General features: G+C 58.6%; 20 protein-coding genes and 1 pseudogene. 13 read left to right on the forward strand and 8 right to left on the reverse strand.

The genetic code is table 11. The features are described from left to right. Positions 1-134: 134 nt before the first annotated feature. From DK842_RS22615 to DK842_RS22635, 5 genes are all read right to left on the reverse strand, one after another. A complete protein-coding gene (locus tag DK842_RS22615) occupies positions 135-2,699 on the reverse strand; it encodes a TraM recognition domain-containing protein (RefSeq protein ID WP_114063509.1) in 2,565 nt (854 codons plus the stop codon). Positions 2,700-2,752: 53 nt separating this feature from the next. Continuing rightward, positions 2,753-3,178, reverse strand: a complete 426-nt coding sequence (locus DK842_RS22620) for a hypothetical protein (RefSeq protein WP_145964128.1) — start codon at positions 3,176-3,178, stop codon at positions 2,753-2,755. A 113-nt stretch (positions 3,179-3,291) separates the two neighbouring features. Next, entirely contained in the window at positions 3,292-4,062 is a 771-nt protein-coding gene (locus DK842_RS22625; protein ID WP_145964129.1) for a hypothetical protein, read from the reverse strand. Between the two features lie 165 nt (positions 4,063-4,227). Continuing rightward, positions 4,228-4,725 carry a lytic transglycosylase domain-containing protein gene (locus tag DK842_RS22630; RefSeq protein WP_114063512.1) on the reverse strand — a complete coding sequence of 166 codons (498 nt, stop codon included), beginning with the start codon at positions 4,723-4,725 and terminating at the stop codon, positions 4,228-4,230. 68 nt (positions 4,726-4,793) lie between these two features. After that, entirely contained in the window at positions 4,794-5,477 is a 684-nt protein-coding gene (locus DK842_RS22635) for a hypothetical protein (RefSeq protein ID WP_114063513.1), read from the reverse strand. 92 nt (positions 5,478-5,569) lie between these two features. Between DK842_RS22635 and DK842_RS22640 the strand changes: the two genes are divergently transcribed. From DK842_RS22640 to DK842_RS22695, 13 genes and pseudogenes are all read left to right on the forward strand, one after another. Continuing rightward, on the forward strand, positions 5,570-6,526 hold the full coding sequence (locus DK842_RS22640; protein WP_114063514.1) for a flagellar biosynthesis protein FlhF: 957 nt from the start codon (positions 5,570-5,572) through the stop codon (positions 6,524-6,526). 70 nt (positions 6,527-6,596) lie between these two features. Then, the gene (locus tag DK842_RS22645; protein ID WP_114063515.1) at positions 6,597-7,343 is read left to right on the forward strand and encodes a bactofilin family protein; all 747 of its coding nucleotides are present in this window, start codon (positions 6,597-6,599) and stop codon (positions 7,341-7,343) included. Between the two features lie 27 nt (positions 7,344-7,370). Then, on the forward strand, positions 7,371-7,910 hold the full coding sequence (locus DK842_RS22650) for a hypothetical protein (protein ID WP_145964130.1): 540 nt from the start codon (positions 7,371-7,373) through the stop codon (positions 7,908-7,910). 17 nt (positions 7,911-7,927) lie between these two features. Beyond that, positions 7,928-8,140: pseudogene (locus DK842_RS24320) on the forward strand (ArdC family protein); the annotation flags it as partial. Between the two features lie 449 nt (positions 8,141-8,589). Further along, on the forward strand, positions 8,590-9,846 hold the full coding sequence (locus DK842_RS24035; RefSeq protein WP_232538561.1) for a hypothetical protein: 1,257 nt from the start codon (positions 8,590-8,592) through the stop codon (positions 9,844-9,846). A 210-nt stretch (positions 9,847-10,056) separates the two neighbouring features. After that, positions 10,057-10,251 carry a hypothetical protein gene (locus DK842_RS22665; RefSeq protein ID WP_114063519.1) on the forward strand — a complete coding sequence of 65 codons (195 nt, stop codon included), beginning with the start codon at positions 10,057-10,059 and terminating at the stop codon, positions 10,249-10,251. Between the two features lie 139 nt (positions 10,252-10,390). Then, complete coding sequence (locus DK842_RS22670; protein WP_114063520.1) at positions 10,391-10,903, forward strand: hypothetical protein; 513 nt, start codon at positions 10,391-10,393, stop codon at positions 10,901-10,903. Between the two features lie 31 nt (positions 10,904-10,934). Beyond that, the gene (locus tag DK842_RS22675; protein ID WP_145964131.1) at positions 10,935-11,639 is read left to right on the forward strand and encodes a hypothetical protein; all 705 of its coding nucleotides are present in this window, start codon (positions 10,935-10,937) and stop codon (positions 11,637-11,639) included. Between the two features lie 2 nt (positions 11,640-11,641). Further along, complete coding sequence (locus tag DK842_RS22680; RefSeq protein WP_114063522.1) at positions 11,642-12,238, forward strand: YcbK family protein; 597 nt, start codon at positions 11,642-11,644, stop codon at positions 12,236-12,238. 258 nt (positions 12,239-12,496) lie between these two features. Continuing rightward, positions 12,497-12,985 (forward strand): hypothetical protein, encoded by a 489-nt coding sequence (locus DK842_RS23235; RefSeq protein ID WP_145964132.1) that lies wholly within the window; start codon positions 12,497-12,499, stop codon positions 12,983-12,985. A 270-nt stretch (positions 12,986-13,255) separates the two neighbouring features. After that, positions 13,256-13,570 (forward strand): hypothetical protein, encoded by a 315-nt coding sequence (locus DK842_RS22685; protein WP_114063523.1) that lies wholly within the window; start codon positions 13,256-13,258, stop codon positions 13,568-13,570. Between the two features lie 50 nt (positions 13,571-13,620). Continuing rightward, a complete protein-coding gene (locus DK842_RS22690) occupies positions 13,621-14,586 on the forward strand; it encodes a prepilin peptidase (RefSeq protein WP_114063524.1) in 966 nt (321 codons plus the stop codon). Between the two features lie 186 nt (positions 14,587-14,772). Further along, positions 14,773-15,123 (forward strand): H-NS histone family protein, encoded by a 351-nt coding sequence (locus DK842_RS22695; RefSeq protein ID WP_168194961.1) that lies wholly within the window; start codon positions 14,773-14,775, stop codon positions 15,121-15,123. Positions 15,124-15,195: 72 nt separating this feature from the next. Here DK842_RS22695 and DK842_RS22700 read toward each other — a convergent pair whose 3' ends face one another. Genes DK842_RS22700 through DK842_RS22710 form a run of 3 tightly spaced genes read right to left on the reverse strand, consistent with a single transcriptional unit; the run spans position 15,196 to position 19,899 of the window. Beyond that, complete coding sequence (locus tag DK842_RS22700) at positions 15,196-17,298, reverse strand: DotA/TraY family protein (RefSeq protein ID WP_114063526.1); 2,103 nt, start codon at positions 17,296-17,298, stop codon at positions 15,196-15,198. Between the two features lie 8 nt (positions 17,299-17,306). Then, positions 17,307-18,902, reverse strand: coding sequence for a hypothetical protein (locus DK842_RS22705; protein ID WP_114063527.1), 1,596 nt, complete (start codon positions 18,900-18,902; stop codon positions 17,307-17,309). A gap of 10 nt (positions 18,903-18,912) precedes the next feature. Next, positions 18,913-19,899: a hypothetical protein gene (locus DK842_RS22710; protein ID WP_145964133.1), complete on the reverse strand. Its 987-nt coding sequence runs from the start codon at positions 19,897-19,899 to the stop codon at positions 18,913-18,915. Positions 19,900-19,914 lie beyond the last annotated feature (15 nt).

Below are 19,914 nucleotides of genomic sequence, written 5' to 3' on the forward strand. Positions count from 1 at the left end.
ACAGGGCTTCCGCCAAACAATAGACGCCCGGAAGCTTGCAAGCCCCCCCCCAGCGCGGCTCTGTCTTGCTCATTGCTCAGCGCCTGATGAAAAGCCCCTGGCGCGCCCGGCCAGGCACGTCTTCCAGCCGCCGGTCACCGCTGTCCGCCCGCCACCTCCTCCAACAAGCAGTCCAGGAAATCGCCGCGCCTCTCGTCACGAAGCAGCTGTCCCGCCGCCTTGTCCATGCCATCGATTTCCATTAAGGCACTCTCCTCATCGCGCGGCAGCATCGACGCGATCACGCGGGCCACTCGCTCCAGCCTGCCCAACAATGCCTGCTCATCCGTTTCCTGCCAAACAGGCTCGCCCTCCTCGCGCAAAGATGCCTCCTCCGCCCCTCCGCCAAGAAACGCGGCTGGCGAGAACCCTGTCAGAGGCAAGCCGCCGCCATCATGCGGCTCAGGCATCGCCGCCGGCGCCTCATCCAAGTCATCGGCACCGAGGGCGATCGTCTTTTCTTGCCACGCCTGATCCAGAAGACTCTCGACAAACCCGGACAACTCGCCCGATGCCAGCCTTTGCAGCGACGACTCTTCGCACGGCAGCCTCCGATCCGCCCCCGGCGCAGCCATCATGACGTCCGCCACCGCCCGCGCGACCGCCGCTACCCGCTCCATCAGCGCCCTCTCGGCCCTCTGCGACTCGCGTCCGCCAAGCCCTCCCCCATCCGTTCGCATGCCTGCCGCGACGACGCTCTCCAGGGCCTCCAGGCTACCCGGCACCTCAGCCGTTTCCGCAGCGTCAAACAGCAAGTCCACGTCCGCAAACCCTCTGCGCTTCAACTTGATGGTTCTCTCTCCGGACGGGCTCCTCTGCGGCACGCCTACAACTTCGCGCATGATGCGCGAGGCGCCCGCCATCTTGGCCAGATCGGTTCCCAAAGGGAAAAAGGTATTGTGCTTGGCCTCCTTCGCCACCTCCCCATCAAGCTGCACATAAAATGTATTCATCTTGATGAGGTGGTTGCGGCTCATGAACCAAGCCTGCCCCTCAGCCATATCCACCAGATCCAGATAGCTCAGCCGTTTCTCCTCCCTGTATTGGGCATCGCCGGTATCCACCATCTTGCCGGAGCCCTCGGACATGCGCTTGCCGCCGGCCCACGCATACACCCCTTCGCCAGCTCGCTTGATGGCGATATCCGCAGTCTCCTGATCTTCGGTTTTCAGGAATATTTTCATCCCCGTGTTAGCCAGAATCCGGGAAGCCTCAATCTCCGAACCCTTTTTAAAGGATGGATAGTCCTGCCCAGCGAAAATCACGCTCACGCCCAAAGAGCGCGCCTGGGCCGCGACATCGCCAAACCCCTCGACCGCGTAGCTGCCATACTCATCCATGATGGCGAGCAAGGCCGTATCCGAATTGGTAGGGCGGGAATCCACGATATCCCGCTTGCTGCCGGTCAGTTGCCCCTTCAATGAAACCGACAAGGCATTCTTGATTCCAGCCACGGTCAACCGCCCCAGGTTGGCAAGGGACGACGGAGCCTTCTCCAGAGCAGGCAACATCACATACAGAATGCGGCGGTTGAAAACCACATCCTGGAAATCGACATCCCCCCACTCCACATTGCAGATATGCCCGTAGGTGCCGGACAACAACCCCAGCAACTCGGTGAATTGCATGGTGAGAAAACCATGCTGCTTGGCCGCCTGCTCCCAGTACTGGGCATAAGCGGATGCATCTCCTTCCTTGACCGCTATCGCGTCCCGATAGCCCGGCAGCTCATCCAGATAGCCTGTCAACTGTTCCCGAGCATAAGCGGGAATGGTTTCATCCGCCTCCAGTTGCCCAATCTTGTCCAGCTTCATGTAATCGCGCAGCACCTGCACCGAAAGATTCAGCCTCCCCGCGTCGCGCAACGCCACCAAGCCGCGCATCAAAGAGCGGATCATGGCTTCCGCCCGGCCCCGCCACATGCCGTCCCCCCCGCTCTCCGGCCGCATCAAGCCGGCCACAAGCTCCGTCAGCGTGTCTGCGGAGCCGTGGGTGAACGGGTTGAAAGTGTTGGAGTGTATCTGCCCCAACAAATCCATCTTTCCCCTTCCCTCCTCGGCGCTTTCATCCAGCAGAGCCAGCTTCTCGAACCCGGTGGAGGAAATGAAATTAAGCACCAGCAGATCATCCTCGCGGCCATACATCTTGGCCATGGTGACGATGTCGAACCACGTCTTGGGATCCGACTTCCCATCCACCATGATCACGCCGGAGCCATGGCCTATCGCCTGGCAGATCAGTCCCTCCAGCGCGACGGTCTTACCGCCGCCAGTCGTGCCGAAAAGGGCGGTATGAACACGCATGGCGTCATCGGTAATCCAGATTTCTTCCCGCGTGTCCATGGCGTTGCCCATGCACCACACCCCCTTGCCGCCCTTGTCCGGCGGCCCTTCCATCCTCGTCCATGCAAGTTTCTTGTCTCCACCGGCCACCGGTTTCCAGAATGGTCCCTTGGGGTGATCCACCACCCGACTTCTTGCAAGCGCGACCAACACCGCTGTTCCGATGACGGTAAACAAGGGGAAAATCGGACAGATCAGGTATCCCACCCCCACCGCCGACAGAAAACCTGGCTCATTGCGCCGGATCCAGCCCAACACCTTATGCGAGAATGGAACCACATCGCGCACCACCTGATTTCTGCGCATTGGCATTGACATCAACCACCTCCTAAAACCTGTTCACCGCTCCGGCAATCATTCTTCGTCGCCACTCATCGCGAGGCCGCGGATGATGCATCCTTCGCCACCTCGCGGGCCGGCTCTTGCGCTCTGCGCAGGGCTTCCCGCATGGCGGAGACAAGGCGCGGATCCGCCCGATCCAAAATGCGGTCGAATGCCTCCGCCTTGCCGCGTTCGACCTGGCTGAGCCTGGCCTGCCGGGCAAGGGCTTCCATTCGGGCCTCCTGCGCATACCACGCTCCAAGGCCGACCGATATCGACAGCATCAGCGCCACAATGGCCACGCACATGCCGAACTGGGGCAAGAATCTCTGGACCGATAGATGGCTGGTCGACAGTTGCTTTTGATGCGCCTCGGCCATATTGAGCAATCTGGCCAATCCATCCTCCACACCCATGAAGCGCTCATCGATCAAACCGACGAGTTCACGCTCCAGCCTATCCACTTCATCCCTCACTTGCGCCTCCATAAATTATATTAAAGATATTATTATAATAAATAATTATTAATTAAATAAGAAACGCTCGCCAAGAAGACATGCGTTTCCCCACCCCATTCCCTTCCGTTGTCTCAGCTGGCCGAACCCGCATCGTCCTTCAGCTTGACGCCTTTGCGCCGCGGCGGCGGCGATGGAATCAAGGCCGCATTCAAAGCGGCGATATCCATGAACTCATGCAGCATGTCGAGACTTCGCGGAGTCAAATCCTGCTTCACCGCCACATTCTTTGCCTCCAGCTCGATCGTCTCGCGAATCATCAGCAGGACGTCTTCTTTATCCTCCAGCCCCGGATCCCGGGCAATATCCTCCAGCCGCCCCAGCAGCCGCTGCAAAATCATCGCCGCGCTATCTCGCTCCTGCTCGGCCTGCTTCTCGTAAGACTTGAGCAAATCATCCATTTCGCGGGCGATGATCTGCACCTGTGGCTCAGGCCTGACCTGTTTTCTTTCCCAATGTGAGACTGCCACCTTCCTGCGCCCGAACAACTGGGCAAAGGAATCCTGATTGATCTGGAGGCGCAAGCGCAAGGTGGGCATATCAACCTGTCCGAACGGGAAGCGTTCCGGATGGGCGGCGTACCAGCGGACCAAGTTGGCTATCGCCCCGTCAACCGGGGTATCCGCGCACTTTTTGACGATGGTTGACCAGCGGCCATGCGTCTGGATGCCCAGCGCAGCCAGAGCCTGCGCCACCGTTGCGCCGAAATAATCCTTGAATGCATCCAAATCCTTGCCAAGGATAGGCCTATCCTCAGGAAAACTCAGCACAGCCGGACGCCCGCCGGCGGAGACGCTTCCGCTCTCAGCCAGCTCAGGCGGAAGAAGAGATGCTTGTTGTGTCATTTCAACCCCAATACATATTTTGCGTAAAACGGATTTCGCGAATGGCCGAAGTATACCCCAGGGGCCGCGCCCACACCGCAGCCAGCGACGCGCCCGCCAAGCGGCCCATGCATCGCACGTTCCTCTCCGCATCGGCACACTCGCTCCGCCGCCGAGCAAGAACGATCACCCCCATCCCGGGTATTCACGCTTCAACTTCGCCCAGAGCTTCATGACATGGGCCGCATACGCCCGCGCCCGCTCCCGATTGGGACTGTGATACGAACCGATGCCACCCTCCCAGCTCCCCTTGCGCCTGACCTCGTTCCCCAATAGCCAAGCCGCGACATGGACATTCACGCAGGGATCATACAGACGCGCCCTGTCTATGCCATAAGGCGCCAGCTTAGGCAGCCAGAAATCATTTATCTGCCAGAAGCTGATGTCCGATGTGCCATTGCCGTTGCGACCGGTCACGTACGGATTCGAAAACTGCGTCCCCGACTCCTTCACTTTCACCGCCATCAGCAGCAAGTAGGGCACTTCGAAGCGACGAGAGGCATCCAGGGCGCAGTTGGCCGTCCTCGCGACGTCGAAGTGCTCCGGCGGGGCCTCCGCCCTGGCCCGAGGCATGCTCAACGCGCTCGTCGTCAACAATAAAAATAAAGCTTTACGCATCGTCATCGTTTGATTTTGGGCCTCTCATCCTCAAGATAGCCGCGCCGGCCAGGCGCCCTGGCAAAAGCGATTCGCTACGGTTTGAACATTCCAGGATAGGGGGCGGAATACAAGGGCAACGCCTCGCCTGTGTCCGCATAGGTCATACTGCCGTTCAAACAATAGCCGGCCATCCCTTCCGAAAGCTCGAAACGATGGAACAACTTGCCCCGCCTGCCAGCAACCAGCACCTGGCCCGCATCGTTCAAGGCCTCCAACACCTGCGCCCCCGCCTGTTGCATGCCATAGCCCTTGCTCTTGAAAAGAGCCGAGCCCGAATCGAACATCAGCGCCGGCAAATTGCTCATGTTCGCCTGGCGCTTGCCCTGCCCCCTCTCCCACGCCTCACGCCAGATACCCCCCATCCAGATTCGACGCACCGCGTCGCATGCCTGCGCGCCAGGCGCGCCTTTCGATTGGAAAACGATCCGGTCTCCGATTTTCCAGTACATGGAGATCTCGGCAGCGGCGCCGCCATCCGCAAGCAACGCCAGCTTGGTAAACCCCAACCCCGCCTGCAGCCGCCCCTGGTTGGCGATATAACTGGCCCTGCGGACCTGCAAAGGCTGGCCATCCAGGTTTTTCTGGAGGTTCGCCTTAGCCATGTCGACCGACCGTAGCCCTGACTTGACCAGAATATCTCGCGCCTGCGCATAGCCCGCAGGCGCTTCGGCCCGGTAAGGCATAGTCAGCGGATTGGCCGCCAATGCATCCATCATCAGCACCTCTTAACTATAATGTTTGATTTAATATATACTTCAATATAACATATATCCAAATGAATGCGTTAACCAGTCAGCAAAGGGGCAACATGAGCACAGGACTGCGCGATCAAAATTTTGGCGATGCGGAAAGCCTTGCCTTGGACGACATGCTGCACTCGGGAAGCGAGGAGCCGCCTGCGGCGCGCGGCGCGCAGCGCCATCTCGCTCACGAGGAAGTGCTGAGCTTTGACGAAGCAGAGGAACAACTAGACCCGAGCCACACCCCGCACAAACAGAACAATGTCCAACGCATCGCGTTGCTGGCATTGATCGGCTGCGCCGCCGCCGCCATGGTCGGCCATTCCTTGTGGCAAAAATTCGCGGCGGCTTCGCCGGCAGACGCGCCCGCCGCGACGGAGTTTCAAGCCATCGCCCACCCTTCAGTGAGCAAGACAGAAACCTCTCCGCCATCCCATGAGATCAATGCGGTCGCACCCGCCAAGGAAACCATGGCCAGCGATGGCGCGATGCAGGCTCAACCGGCCCCTCCCGCGCAAACCATCTCCATGCCGCAAATCCTGCCGCCATCCGCAAAGCCGCTCGCCCAGAGGGAAACAGGACAAAGCGCATCGATGCCCACCCAGACAGCCGCGCAAGCGGAACAGAGCAAGGCGCAACCCGACTCGAATACCTCTCAATCCAGCCCCACGCTCTCCGGATCAGCGCAAACCGCTCGGGAAGCTTCGTCCGGACAGGCTGAGTCGCCTGAGGAAAAAATTGCCCGGCTGGAGAAGGAGATCAGCCGGCTCAGGGCCGCATCCCGCCCCAAGCCGCACGGCAGTCAAACCGCCAAAAACGTTCGCCCGAAGAAAGCGGAAGAGCAGCCCGGCACGAGCAAAGTCCTAGGCATGTCAGCCACTTCGGTATGGGTAAGACAGAAAAACGGCAAGGCGCTTGAATTAAAGGTAGGCGACCGCTTCAAGAACGGGGAAGTGATCCAGCGCATCGACCAGCAGACCCAGGTAGTCGAAACGGATCGCAATCGTTACCAGGTGAATTTCTAGCCGCCGCCATGCGGCTGAATGAAAGCCCTCGAGCCAGCCTTTCCACATCGAAATCCAAGGAACACACGCCATGCGTAATTTTTTCGCCAAGATGCTGCTTGGCACCGACACGATAAGCAAGCTGCAAAAAATCCAGCAAACCGAGGTTCTGGAAGCGGAAGCAGGAAAGAAACCGGATGGATCCATTGCGGAGACGCCCAAAGTCAGCTCTCCGACCATTACTCGGGAGCAGATCCGCTCCCTGATCGAAATCGACATGGAAATCCATGGGGACGTGTTCATCGGCCGCGGGGTCAAGGTTTCCGGGAGAGTAAAGGGCAACCTGATTCCCAATGGCGCCATCAAGGACTGCGACCCCATCGTCATCATCAGCCAAGGCGGGAACATCGATGGCGACTTGCACGCCAGGGTCGTTGTGGTGGCCGGGAGCCTGGACGGAGACATTCATGCCGAACACGTTCTGCTTATGCCCACCGCAAAAGTCAACGGCAATGTCAACTATCGCCATACGCTGCGGCAGGATATCGGCTCGGCGCTCGCCGGCATGGTGCGCAGGGTGGATGGCGTCCCCCTGCTGGACCACCCGCCCATGCCGGCAGACCGCGCCAAGCCCGCCATCACGCAAATTCAAGCGATAGAGCCCATCCCCGCCATGCCGCCGCAGGCGGAAGAATCGCGACAAGCCGCCGATGCCTCGGCGATCCCTACGCTGATAAGGACGCCCATCGCGATCCAGCAAAGCAATGCCGATATCGAGCACTTGTATCAGCGCCTGGACATCAGCGGCATCGGCGAAAGAGCCACCGGCACCGCCTGACCTCGCCGGCAACCATGCCGTCCCTCCTTGAAGCGGCTGACAAATTTCCATCTCACGCCAGAGGCAAGTAGGCGCAGCGCAGCATCAGGATTTTTATTAGCCGCCCTTAACGACGCAACCACCCAAAAACAGCAAATAGATCATATGGACAATGCCTGGATGCCATCGAGCCATGTCGCCGCCCAAGACACCCCTCGCGCGCCCAACCCTGACCGATTCTTTTCCGAAGCGGAGGCGCTAGAAATGGGCGTGGCAGAAAATCTCCCTCCCGAAGCGCGGGACGAGGAGGAAGACGCTCGCTGGGCGATGATGCCGTTTCTGGCGCTGGCGATCGAGCGCATGTGCGTCATGGCGGTGCTGGCCGAAGACGACGAGATGGCGCCCCCCTTGGGCCACTGGGAAGAGATTCAGGCCCTGGCCACGCCCGATGGATCGGTCGACCCCGTTCTCGCTCGGGCCGCCGCCGACTATCTGTCGGCGCTCACTACGCTTGCGTCAGCAAGCGGACGAACCGGCGCCAACTGGCATCAAGGCATCCGCGCCCTGTATCTGGTCGAGGGGAAATGATGCCACAGCAAACCATAATGCAAAGAAACTACGGCCCGGAAGCCGCGCGATTTCTGCTCCTGAGGGCAGGCCAAGCCTCAGCCGCAGGCAATCCATATCCATTCCGCCACTCAGCCTGCGAATTGCCGCCGTTCAATCCGGTAAGCGGGACCGTGTACCAAGGCATCAACCACCTGTTGCTGGAAGCCGCGCTGCCGGCCGGCTCTTCCGATCCCCGCTGGCTAACGCTCAAACAGATGATGTTCCTGCAGCAGAGCCACCCGTCTCTCGCGCTGAAGCCAAACGCCATTGCGGCCACCGTCGTCTTCGCCCACCCCGCAGCCGCCCACGCCGGCAACCAAGCCGCGCCCCTGGGGCGCGAACCGCTTTTCGCGCTCAAAGGCTGCACGCTCTTCAACGGCTCCCAATTCAAGGGACTGCCGCCGCTCAAGCCTGGCGGCTATACGCCCGCCGGCAGCGACTTCGGCACCGAATGGCTGCGGCGCATGCATTCCGAAATGAAAAACCGCGCAGCCGATGCTGCCTGCTCCTTGCCCCACGCCGCCCCCCCCAAAGTTATCCACCCGAGACGGAACAAAATGCCGGAGCCTGGCTGCGCGACCTTATCCTGCAAGCCGCGCCGGAGCCAGACGCCGCGGCTCCTGCGATGCAAGCGTTGCGAATCACAATCGCGGCATCCATGCTCAGCCAGATGCTCGGCCTGGAACCCGCCCCGGCCTCGCCCCTGCTTCCCATCGACTGGGACAGACTGGCAGAAACGGATTTCCGCTTCATCTTCTCCGCCGCCCACGATGGCGAGCGCATCGTGGAGCGCATCGCAGACGCTTCCCCGACGCTAGGCCATCGACGCCAGCAACTGCTGCGGCGAATCCAGGAAAACCTGCTCGCTTGCGCAACGCCACCGCGCGAACAAGCATGCGAGATTGTCGACATATACAGTCATGGAACCGCGCGGCGGGAAGCCGATCCGGATGCCCGCTCATTGAAAAGCTCGCCCGACTCCCCGCCCCCCCCCTCTCGGCAGACCGCAGCCGATGCGGCAAACCCTGCGTCCCAGCAGCCGACCGGCGACGAACTGGCGGCGCGCCGCCACGCGCTCATGCTGGATGTAGACCTGCTTTCGCCAAACGAGTTGAGCGCCTTGCTCTGCGGCGATCATATGCCAGATGGCGCGCCCGCCGAGCTAGAGGCGGAAATCCACCGCCAATTCGCCACGTGGGCGCACGGCAGGATTCATGAAGGCGCGTTCGATCATCCTCAACTGAGCAGCAGGGAGCTGTTTCTGCAATTTTGCGCCAGTCATCCCAGCCTCATTGAAAAAACACGCATCGCCATTGACGAATCCTTGCGGCGGCGCAGGATAGAGGGCGCCCTCAATACGGCGCCCTCCTCTCCCGCTCGCCTCTCTCCGCCCCGCGACGACATTCCCGCCGCCGCCCCCTCTCCGCGGCGGATCGCCATTCACCCTTTCCGCGATGAAAAGGGCGGATGGCTGAAGGTATCCCATCAGGACTTCATTGATCTTGGCCTGGCAGGCCTCGTCAGCGGCGAAGGCTCCAAGATGACGCCCAGCGGAATCTATCTGGCTTTCGACGAAGCCAACCCCCGATGCGACGCTCAACGGCTTGTCGAAGCAATGGAGGCCGCGGGCCGGCATGCGCATTGCCATCCCCAGATAGAGTCCCGCGAATCGCAAATCCGCAGTTACGCCTCATATTTCGCCCCCCTGGTCGGATACATGCCCAAAATAGGCGACACGCTCAAGCTGGTTGAAGGCATCGCAAGAATCGAAGCCAAATCGCCAAACGGCAGTTGGCTGGCCGTGTTTGAAAAGGCAAAGACGAAACAACGCGCCCTCAGCAGCGGCCGCTTCTACGACTTCATCGAAGAGGTCATAACCGGAGACTTTCTGCAAGCGAATCCAGCAAACCCGTAGCCGCTGGCGAGCAAATGCAATACCTGTTGCGCGAGACTCTACGCCCCAAGACCACAAATCGACTGGCGCCAGACGGCCCAGTCGATTCATCGCCTGGATAAGCGAGACGGCAGCCGCCAGCCGACTTCGCCAACCAAGCCGCCAACGCCGGCCAAGCGGCGGAGTGCCCATCGTCAGCTCCGCGTCAGTCTTCGACATCGAAAACGGAGCATGGCCGCCCGCCTCCGCAACCCCGCTCCGCATGCGCGCCGGCATGCGAAAACGCATTCCACGCTCATCGCGTTTCCCAGCTTGGCTGAAAGAGCCTGGTCCGCGGCCAAAATGAATTTCCGCATGAATATTTCGCAAAACAACATGGCCACGCCCGCGCAAGGCATGGCGCAATGGCCTGGCAAAGACTTGTAATTATTGATGGCGCAGTTTAAACCGTTTTTCTTTACCTTTGTGATACACTGCAGTAGTAATGAAACTAAAATACCAGATTATTCCGATGGCCTAAAACATCATATCTGGTCACCTGAAATGTATGGTTAAGGATACTTGCATGTACGATGATGGCCGCATATTTCTCGTGGCAGGCTATTGGGCCAAATTGAAAAAGGCTTTTGCATCCAGCTCGGTGTACGTCATTGCTGACACCGCGACCATCGCAACCAGCCTGGCCAAGCGCTGCATGCCGCAATTCCAGCCCGCCGGCGTCGTCAGCCTCTCTGAAATCAAGCGTTATGTCGCCTATATGGAGCGCATCGTCGCCGGAGAGGAAATCTGCCTGGCGCAGGAGGGCATCCAACGAAGCCCTCATGGCAAGTTGGCTCGCGACCAGGTCTTTGTCGTTGTCGGATTTTCCAAAAGCCATTCCCCAGACAGGGACCCGATAGTAAACTTTGTCGCGGCCAACGGCGAGGCGGAAGCCGCCACGCTCCAGCAAGGAGCCCTGCCGGGCCTGACCGTCTCGGGGGTCAGCAGCCTCCCCAAGTTGCTTGATCTGCAACGCAGGATGGAGCGGGTCGCCATCGGCGAGCTCCCCGCCCTCAAAGAGCAAGGTGTCATTCGGTAATGATCGGAACTAGCGCAAGAAGGTGTGAAAGATGTCGACTGTAAACATACCTGTGTATGAGCGTCAGCTCGCTGCGGTCCTGCCGGAAGAGTTGCGGACTTGGTACTTCAAAGGCGAAGTGCCCGAGCCGATGAGGGATGACTTCCAGGCGTGGAAAGACAAGGCATTTCTGGAAGGCGGCCCGCCCGCCGCCATGACCGAGAACAACCTGGCCAAGTTCTATCTGCGCTCGGAAGCCTTGAAATCCCAAAATGCGCTTGGCGATCTGCCGATGTCGATGTTGTTCCCGATGAGCAATGCCCCCGTGTCGGCACTGCACGCGCCGTCTGTTCGCCGAGCCGCCATAGCCGGGCACACCAGCCTGACGCGACAGGTGGTCGACATGGCCATCGAGCCCGCCGACATCACCCCGATCACGGCGAAAGATGCCCAGAAACTGGCGGAAACCATCCAGGCCAACCAGTCCAAACCCGAGCCCCAGATCAACATCGACCAAAACCTGCTCGAATTCTTCAAGATGCGCGGAAACGCCAAGTTCCGCAAAGATCTGATGATCAACGTCTCCCTCGAAGAAGCCCACGGCGCCAAAGGCCTTGCAGAGCGGGTCGAACGCCGAATGGGGGCGCTGGGGGAAACCGAGCAAACCCAGATTCGCCGCCTGCTTGCCGGAGAGTCCCCGGAATCCGTGACCAAGGCCATTCGCCCGCCCAAAGCGTCCCCGACCTTGGCGATGTAGCCATGAGCCTCTCAAGACGCGCCTTTCTTCTCCAGGCCGGACAAGCATTCGCCATGCTATCCGGCCTTTCCGCCCTGCCCGAGCGCAGCGACGCGGAAACACAAGCAGCGAGAAGCGCCACGGACAATCCCTTCGCCGCGATCTGGGATCGTCCGCGTGAGATCGTCATCCATCGGCAAGTCACCGGCGAAAGGCGCCGGCTGCTGCTATGGCACCCCCAAGAGGGATGGTGTCGAGACGGCTATTCGGAAGCCTGCCTGCTGCTGAGAGACGTCGTCGCCAACGAAGTCAGACAAATTGACCCAGGCCTGTTGAACATGCTGTACGCAATACAAAGCTGGTACCTGGCCAATCAGGTATTCGAACCCCTGATCATCACCTCTGGCTACCGCAACGCCATTCGCAATCAAGGCATAGAAGGCGCAGCCAAAAACTCCATGCACACCCACGGCAAAGCGGTGGACATGAAAGTCAGAGGGCTTACCACCACTCAGCTTTGGCAAATGGCGGCCGCCTTGCGATCCGGTGGGGTCGGCTACTACCCAGGCAAGGGGTTCGTTCACATCGATACAGGAAGAATACGATACTGGCAAGGATGAAAATATTTATTAAAATATTAATTTAACAATAAATTATATGAAAAACATCCACACCGACTGGATGCATGCCATGGAGCAGTCCGAGCTGAAGATAGGGGAAAAACCCGCGCCGCTCGCCCGGCTTCTCCAACAACAAGGGCAAAAACCCGAAGCCATGATGAATATCATTGCCGGGCTCCCCCCCGCCCAAGACGCGGAAAATTCTCGCCGCAAACGCTGCTCCTCTCACTTGGCGCCTTGCTGTTTGCCTCATTGGCCATGCTTGCCTGGCACCAGGCCATCTCCATCGCCAGCCTAGCCATGACGCTATGGGCCGGCCGCCTGGCATTGGCATCGCGAAGACAGGACTCGGAAAAAGCGGGCATCCTCCATCGCCTGGAAACTGCCAAGGCACTATTCGAACGCGAGCAACAAGTACGCCAGGAATTGCTCTCGAGAAATGCCGTCCGCGCGCAAAACGCATGGGAGCAGCTAAAAAATCTCAACTCTCCCGCCAACCTCCGTTCTCACAGAGCCTGCAACCTGGAAATAGATGTGGAAGAAGAACTGAGCGAACATGACCTTAATTTATTCTTTGGCTCTCTGAGCCAAGCCCAGAACGACACCCCATCCAACCCGCCCCCTCCCGCCCAGCCGCACAATTGCCCTGAAGATGCGCCAACCACAGAAACGATAGCCAAGCTGTTTGGAGTAGACGGCAATACTTTGTTTACCCCGCCGGGGAAAGCGTCTTCATCAGACAACTAGCCCCGCCAAGCCCGCATCAGCCAAAAACCTCCATGATCATCAAAAATTGATGTGCTTTAATATCTATTATAGTAAAACATTTATTCAGAGATGTGCTATCCTAGCCTCGCCTGACAACCTCGAGCAAACGCTACATGGCGAGACATCTCCTCACATCCTGCGATGCCCATCCTTTGCCGAGCCGGCAAGGAAGCATGAATTCATCAAGCAGAGCTGATGACTACCGCAACGCTCGCGCCTGGACAACAATCGCTTGATTAAAGGTTACTCATGAAGAAGATCCAGACCTCGCTGACGGAAATCACTCAAAAAACGATGTCATTGGCCAACTTGATCGACGAGGCCGTCAAATCAGGGATGCTGACGCAAGAGAAGGCCAACAGCCTCGCTCGAGGCATGCTGGCGCGAAACCACCTGACCCACAGCCTGGAAACCATGACGTCCTGGTCATCGAAAGACTTCAATGATCCAGCGCTCACCGAAGAGTTCATGGAGCTGGCGATCAGCATCCGCGACTTCCTCGCCTGGGTGGATAAAACAACGCAAAACTTGCTGCATGTCATGGAGAAAGCGACAACGGAGTAGCCCTTGCCCACGCATTGAGCGCCCCCCGACCTCATCATGAAATTCTCGCCATGGATCAATCGACACCAAGTTATCCTTGCAGAGTCCAGCGCCTCAAGAACGCACTCGTCTTCTCAGGCAGTTCGATCGCATTGCTTGCGGCATTCACTCTCCTGAAAATATCGGCGCCTCCTCACGCTCAGTCAGCGGGAATCATGCTGGCACTGGGGCTCGCTTTCGGCAGTTTCCTGAATGCGCTTGCCTATCGCCTGCCTATCATGATCGAGCAAGCTTGGCTGCGCGAATGCCGAGAAGCCGTTGGGCTCGCGACAGCCGGCCATGCCCGCGTGACGCTATCCCGCCCTCGCTCTCATTGCCCGGCCTGCGGCCACGAGCTGGCCCTCTGGGAGCTGATCCCGGTCATAAGCTATATCTGGCTGCGAGGCCGCTGCCATTCCTGCGGGCGAACAATTAGTCTGCGCTATCCCGCCGTAGAACTCGCCATTGCCTCATGCTTCGCGTTGATTGGCTGGACTTACGGCTTTCAGCTCCAAACTCTGGGCCTGGCTGTTTTCGTGTACTTTCTTGCCGCGCTGGCGCTGATTGATCTGGATGCCCGTCTGCTGCCCGACGCCTTGACACAGCCGCTGCTTTGGCTCGGTTTGCTGGCCAATACTTTTCAATTGCAATCCAGCCTGAACGAGGCTGTCATCGGCGCGGCCGCGGGCTATGCGCTCATGTGGTCCATCGCGGCCCTCTCTCGCCTGGCCACGGGCAAAGACGGCCTGGGAGAGGGCGACTTCAAGCTCGTCGCCGCCATGGCAGCCTGGCTGGGATGGCCGGCCCTTCCCCTGATCATCCTCCTCAGCTTCAGCACCAGCGCGGCTATCGGAACCATGCGGATCAAACTTCGACTCGCGCAACCAGACAGCCCCCAGCCCTTCGGCCCCTACCTTGTCGCCGCTGGCCTTGTCTCCCTGATATGGGGACGGCAAATCATCGATTGGTATTTGCGAATCGCCCTAAGCGGATACTGATCTCAAACCAGCGCCCGCCACTCCGCACATCCGCCCATTACCGCCCCGCCCCCAGACAAGCCCTCGCGGGGCAATGCGCGTATATAATGACAGGAAATGCATGGCCTCCATGTTGACTTACATGGAATCAACACGCCATCTGCCAGGGTTCTCTCCAGCCAGAAACCCCGCCTTTCAAGGACCAGCATGGATTCATTATTGACCGAGAGCGATCTCGCAAACCTCAGCATCGCAGACCTGCAGCGCTTGAAATCGATCGTCGAAAATGCATTGCAAAAAAAAATCAGCGCGGAGCATGCTGACGCCAAACAGAAAATCATGGCCCTGGCCGCGCTTCAAAACTTGACTCCACAAGAAACCGCCCACGGTCGCGACAGAAAAAAGCCGCAGAGCCAACCGTCTCAAAGCCCTCCCAGATATCTTCACCCCGATGATGAGTCACTGACCTGGACTGGCCGAGGTCGGCAGCCTAAGTGGGTGTCGGAATGGATTCACGACGGCAACTCCCTGGAAAGCCTCACGATCCAGAAACCATAAAAAGCCGGGCGTCTCCGCCCGGCCTTTTCGGCGCCGCAAATTACGGCGCCAATGCGGTTCCCCGCAAAATCTTTAACGCTTGCCAAAGATTTTCGGCATCCAGCTCCTGGAGCCCGGCCCGGCGCCCGCCCTCCCTCCGCTCAGTTCCGCCGAATTCATGCCCGTGAGCCTCGGGGCCGTAATGACCCCCAGCTGCCCCTTGCCCTCTTGAAGGCTGTCGCTCTGCGGATGGATGTTGATCCAGGTAGCCAGGCGATGGGGCAGCGAGATAATCAGGCTCATGGTCAGGAAAGTGGTGCCAATCACGACAGCAGCCATCAATATCGGCTTGAACAGAATATCCATGGTGGCGCCTGCAGTCGACGAGCTGCTGATCGACATCATCATTTCAAACGCAAACGGTATCGCCACATTGAACAACGTCATCGCGGCTCCAAATCCCAGCACCACGAACAACGGGAAAAGCGCGATATAGGCAAGCAAGCCCCAACCGGTTTCAGCGCGGTTGTTCACCAGGCTATCTCCATCCGGCAGCATGTGAAAAATCATCCACAGCGGCGACGCCATCGCAGCCACAATCAACCAGATCACCCACTCCATCGTCATCAGGACAAAATAGATAGTCGGCAGCGACGGCAGCAACGTCGTCAACACCAAACCCGCAAGCATCGCCGGCTTGGCCATCATGCGCAGCATGTCTTTCATGCCGTTTCCACCGGCCAATACCTTCAAGCCGTCTGCCAGGCTACTGCTGACGGATCCGGAGTCCTTGGTCTCTCCGGACTTCTCATCGATGCCTCCCTCGCCATCCGACGCTTCATCGCCCGCATACTTCAGTGTGAGCGCGCCGGCCACGTTCATGTATATGCCCAGCCGTTGCACCGCATCCATGGCGCCAACATCAAAAGCGCTATTCCCTACGCCAAATATCATGTTGCGCAGAATCGTGTTCTCCACGCCTTGCGCCGACAGCACCAACCTGGCCGCCGTGCTGTCCGCCCCAGAGGCCACGGCGCCCAGCGACCTTAACGCCCCCTCCCAAGTGTAATCAAATACGTTTGCCGCCCGCTTGAACGCCATCTGGCTTTGGTCGCTGAGGGCCATGCCGGCTTGTGTCGCATCGCCGATATTTTTGAAATCGAACTTGGGGTTGGCCGAGTGGTAGATATAGTTGTCGAATTCGCCGCTAGCCGCCGAATATTTCTGGAAGAAATTGCCCAAGCCAGGCCAGCCCATCTTCTTGACCGCTTCGGCATTCTTCGTGATCACCTCGCTCAAGTCCGGATTGATGGCCCTGGTCATGGCATCCCGGTATTGCTGGGCCAGATCGAACATGTCCTGATCGGCTAGAATCCCCCTGTTCGACTGAAGCCTGGCCTGGACCTTCCCGCGGAATTCCTGATTGACACGCTGCACCGCATTGCAGACCGAAGGATACTCCGTCGCGCCGCAATCCATCACATCAGTGGGATAACCCGGATTCGACCCCCCGGCCCCGCCGACTTGCGCATTGCCGCAAATAGCCGACAGCGGGGTGGTCACCGGGCTGACGCCGCCCTTTGCCCCCGTTTCCGTACCCCACAACGCCTTCGCTGCGGATGAGCCGCCGCTCGAGGCGCCTCCAGCCGAAGTCCCTGTGCCGTAGCCCAGGTTGCGGGCCGCCATCATGCACACTTCAGAGGCCGTCAAAGCGGCGAAGGCATTCGCCTTCGCGGTATTGTCCGTCAATGGCGCGCTCATTCTTGCCTGGACAAAACCGGAACCTGGCTGATAGATCTTTTCCGCCAGAACATTGGCGGCCTCATTGCCGATATAGTTGCCCAACAGCCCCAAGCCCACGACGAATATTTGGATAGCCGACAGACCGCCAGGGACAACCGGAGCGGAAAACAGCAATCCCCCCACTCCCCGCAACGGCACGATGACCGCCGACCAGCGCTTCCCAAGCACGGTCCCCTCCTGAGAGGAATACAGCAAACCCATGCCAAGAATGTAAAATGTGATCAACGGCATGAACCACAGCGCAACATCCGCCGCGAGCGCCATGCCCGAGGTCATGGGGGCGGAATTGACCCCGCTGGCCTGAATGCCGAAATACCCCAGCGCTTCGGAGCCAAGCAATCGCTCCAAAAATACATAACCAATGCCTTTCGCACCTTCGCTCAAAGCGCTCATAGTCCCCCCTATTGACCCGCAATCGCGCCCACCGGCGCCCCTTGCCCCAGCTCGCGCAACTGATTCTCGCGCACCAATTTCGCTTCCAGCCCCATAGAAGAAGCGCGCAGACGCTCGAACCGCAGCTTCGACTGGAATATCTGCATTTGCACTTCGGCAGACAATTGATGCAGCATCGCGCCGCAACCATTGGTCTGGCCCACGCTCAGGCCATCTATCACTTGCGGCGTGAACATCTGCAAAGTGCTCATCAATTGATTCATGCGGTCCTGCGCCATCCACCCCTTCACATATCCGTCATAACTCTGCGTCAACACCGAAGCGTACTGGGCCCGAATCGCCAACTCCTCCTGAAAGCCCGCCGCGCCAGTCCGTGCCGCAAAGGGAGGCAAAGGCTCGATGCCAAGAGTCAGCCATGCGTTTCGTCTGACATTCTCCTTATCCGCCTCCGACGATTTAACCGGCTTCCCCTCCGCATCCAGATTCGGGCCAATTTCATAAGGCGTCATGATCTCCTTCCTGCGCTCAGCGGGATAAGCGGCCAACCAACCATAGAAAGAAACAGGTTGATCGCCATAAAACAGCCATTCAGCCAAAGAACCGCGATCCTGATTCGCGAACTGCTCAATCACCCGCTGGTTCGCATTCATTCCTCCCGATGTTCCATATATGGAAGAATCGATCTCGCGCGGATAGCCTGGCAGCGGCTGCTTGCCCCAGATCATGTCCGCCTCTTGCCGCTTCATTTTGTTTTCATATTCTATTTTTTTACGATCCAGCTTGCCTTCTTCTTTTTTCTGCTCATTCTGATGAGTCTGATTCATCCACTTTTGCCGCTGAGTCATGTACCAGCTCAAGTAAGGACCGATATAAGGAATATTTTTTACCGTCTCCGATGAGATTTTTGTCGTTATGTTTTCCCGGATCAGGTTTCGTATCCACTCTTTGAAATAATCTTCCACCTGCTGCTTTACATAATCCTTCACCGAGCTCGTCACGGACTGGATAAATTCATCTTTGTTGACTTTATTCAGATACTGAATGACTGGATTATTCGACGTATAGACAACATCTCCGCCAACTTGCGATGCCACCCCCGGAAAAGACTTTCCCATTTCTTGCAAGATTCGTTCATTGGAGAGCTTTTCCAGCTCTTCGGCAGAATACTTTCGCGCCAAATCCTGTATCACTCCCGCCTTGGCCTTGCGTATCAATTCATTCGCAATTGCTTGCGGCTGACCGTAATACCCCAGGCTGGCCGCCTCGGAAATTGGCGCCTTCGCCCACGAAAAGTCTCCAACCGCATCTCTGAAAATCGCCGCCTCGGGGGAGTTCTTCAACTGCTCGGCATCCCTGGCCATCTTTTCGATTTGCTGGCGCAGGTATTCCTGCTGCAGCTTGGCGTAATCGCCCAAAACCTGGCTTTCAGCCAGCGCATCCAGCCGCTGCGCCAGATCCTGACCGACCCGAGCCCCCGCCGCCCGACTTTCCGCCCGGGCAACCGCAATAAAGGGCGCAAGTCCCGGCAGCATTTGAAACCCGAGCAGGCACGCCAACACCGCGCCGCCTGCCCTTTGCAGCCATTTCGAATGGCGGGCTCTCATTCCTGCGTCCTCACTTCGCATAACCTTGCACCGACTGCCCCTGAGCCAGCTTGCGCAAACGTTCCTTCATCGCCATCTTGGCATTGTTGGATGCCATGACGGCCAGCAGCCGCTCTTGACGCAATGACGACTGATATTGACTCAGCAGCAGCCCGGATTGAATGGCCAGCAACTGCACTTGGGCTTTCATCGCCGTTCCGGGATTCATCCCCTCGATGGTTTCCTGGGACATCGACAACAGCACATCATTGACGGCCTTCACCTCTTCCGCCGACATGTCGTATTGACGATAACTGTTGTATGCCGCCAATTGGGCAGAGTTATACCCAAGCCGGCGCGCCTCATACTCTTGGGCAGCCGGGTTCTTGTTGATCTGATCCTGTGATGCGGGAATGCTGGGTTCCAGGCCGATGGTCAATTTCGCGTTGTAATCCGCCATCTGGTTTTCTTGAGGCGTCGGAATGTAGCCAGGCTCGAACGAGGGCGGCTGCATGGCCTGCCGGCGTTCGTCCGGGCTCGCGGCCTGATACCAGCCGGTAACCGCGCCGTAGTAGCCCTGAATAGCCGTGGAGTGATCCAGATTGTCCGCCATGCTGCCCGTAATGGCCTGCAGCTTCGCCGTGGACTCCCTGCGCGCGGCTACCGCGGCGCCAGGAGAGCCGGTCTTTTGAGCGTCATTGGGCACCGTTCCCGGATTGGGCAGCTGCTTGCCGCACCAAAAATCGCATTGCTGCTTGCGGTTTTTCTCCTCCTCCTGCCCGATTTTGTCCCGATTCTTTTCTCCCTCTTCCCGCGTCAAGACCGCCTGCTCGATCTGCGCTTTCAGCTGCGCGTACTCTTGCTGGAGAATCTGCGTCACCGCGTTCAGGATTTTTCCCAAAATGTCGCCCCAGTCGGCATATGCCGCAACCGGCGTCATGATCAAGACGCCGCCAAGCGCAATCACGACTGCCTTTTTCCTGAGTGATGATTTATTTAAGTTTCGTAAAATATTCATTTAATTAAACCTTTC

It is taken from the genome of Chromobacterium phragmitis (assembly GCF_003325475.1).
Taxonomy (GTDB): domain Bacteria; phylum Pseudomonadota; class Gammaproteobacteria; order Burkholderiales; family Chromobacteriaceae; genus Chromobacterium; species Chromobacterium phragmitis.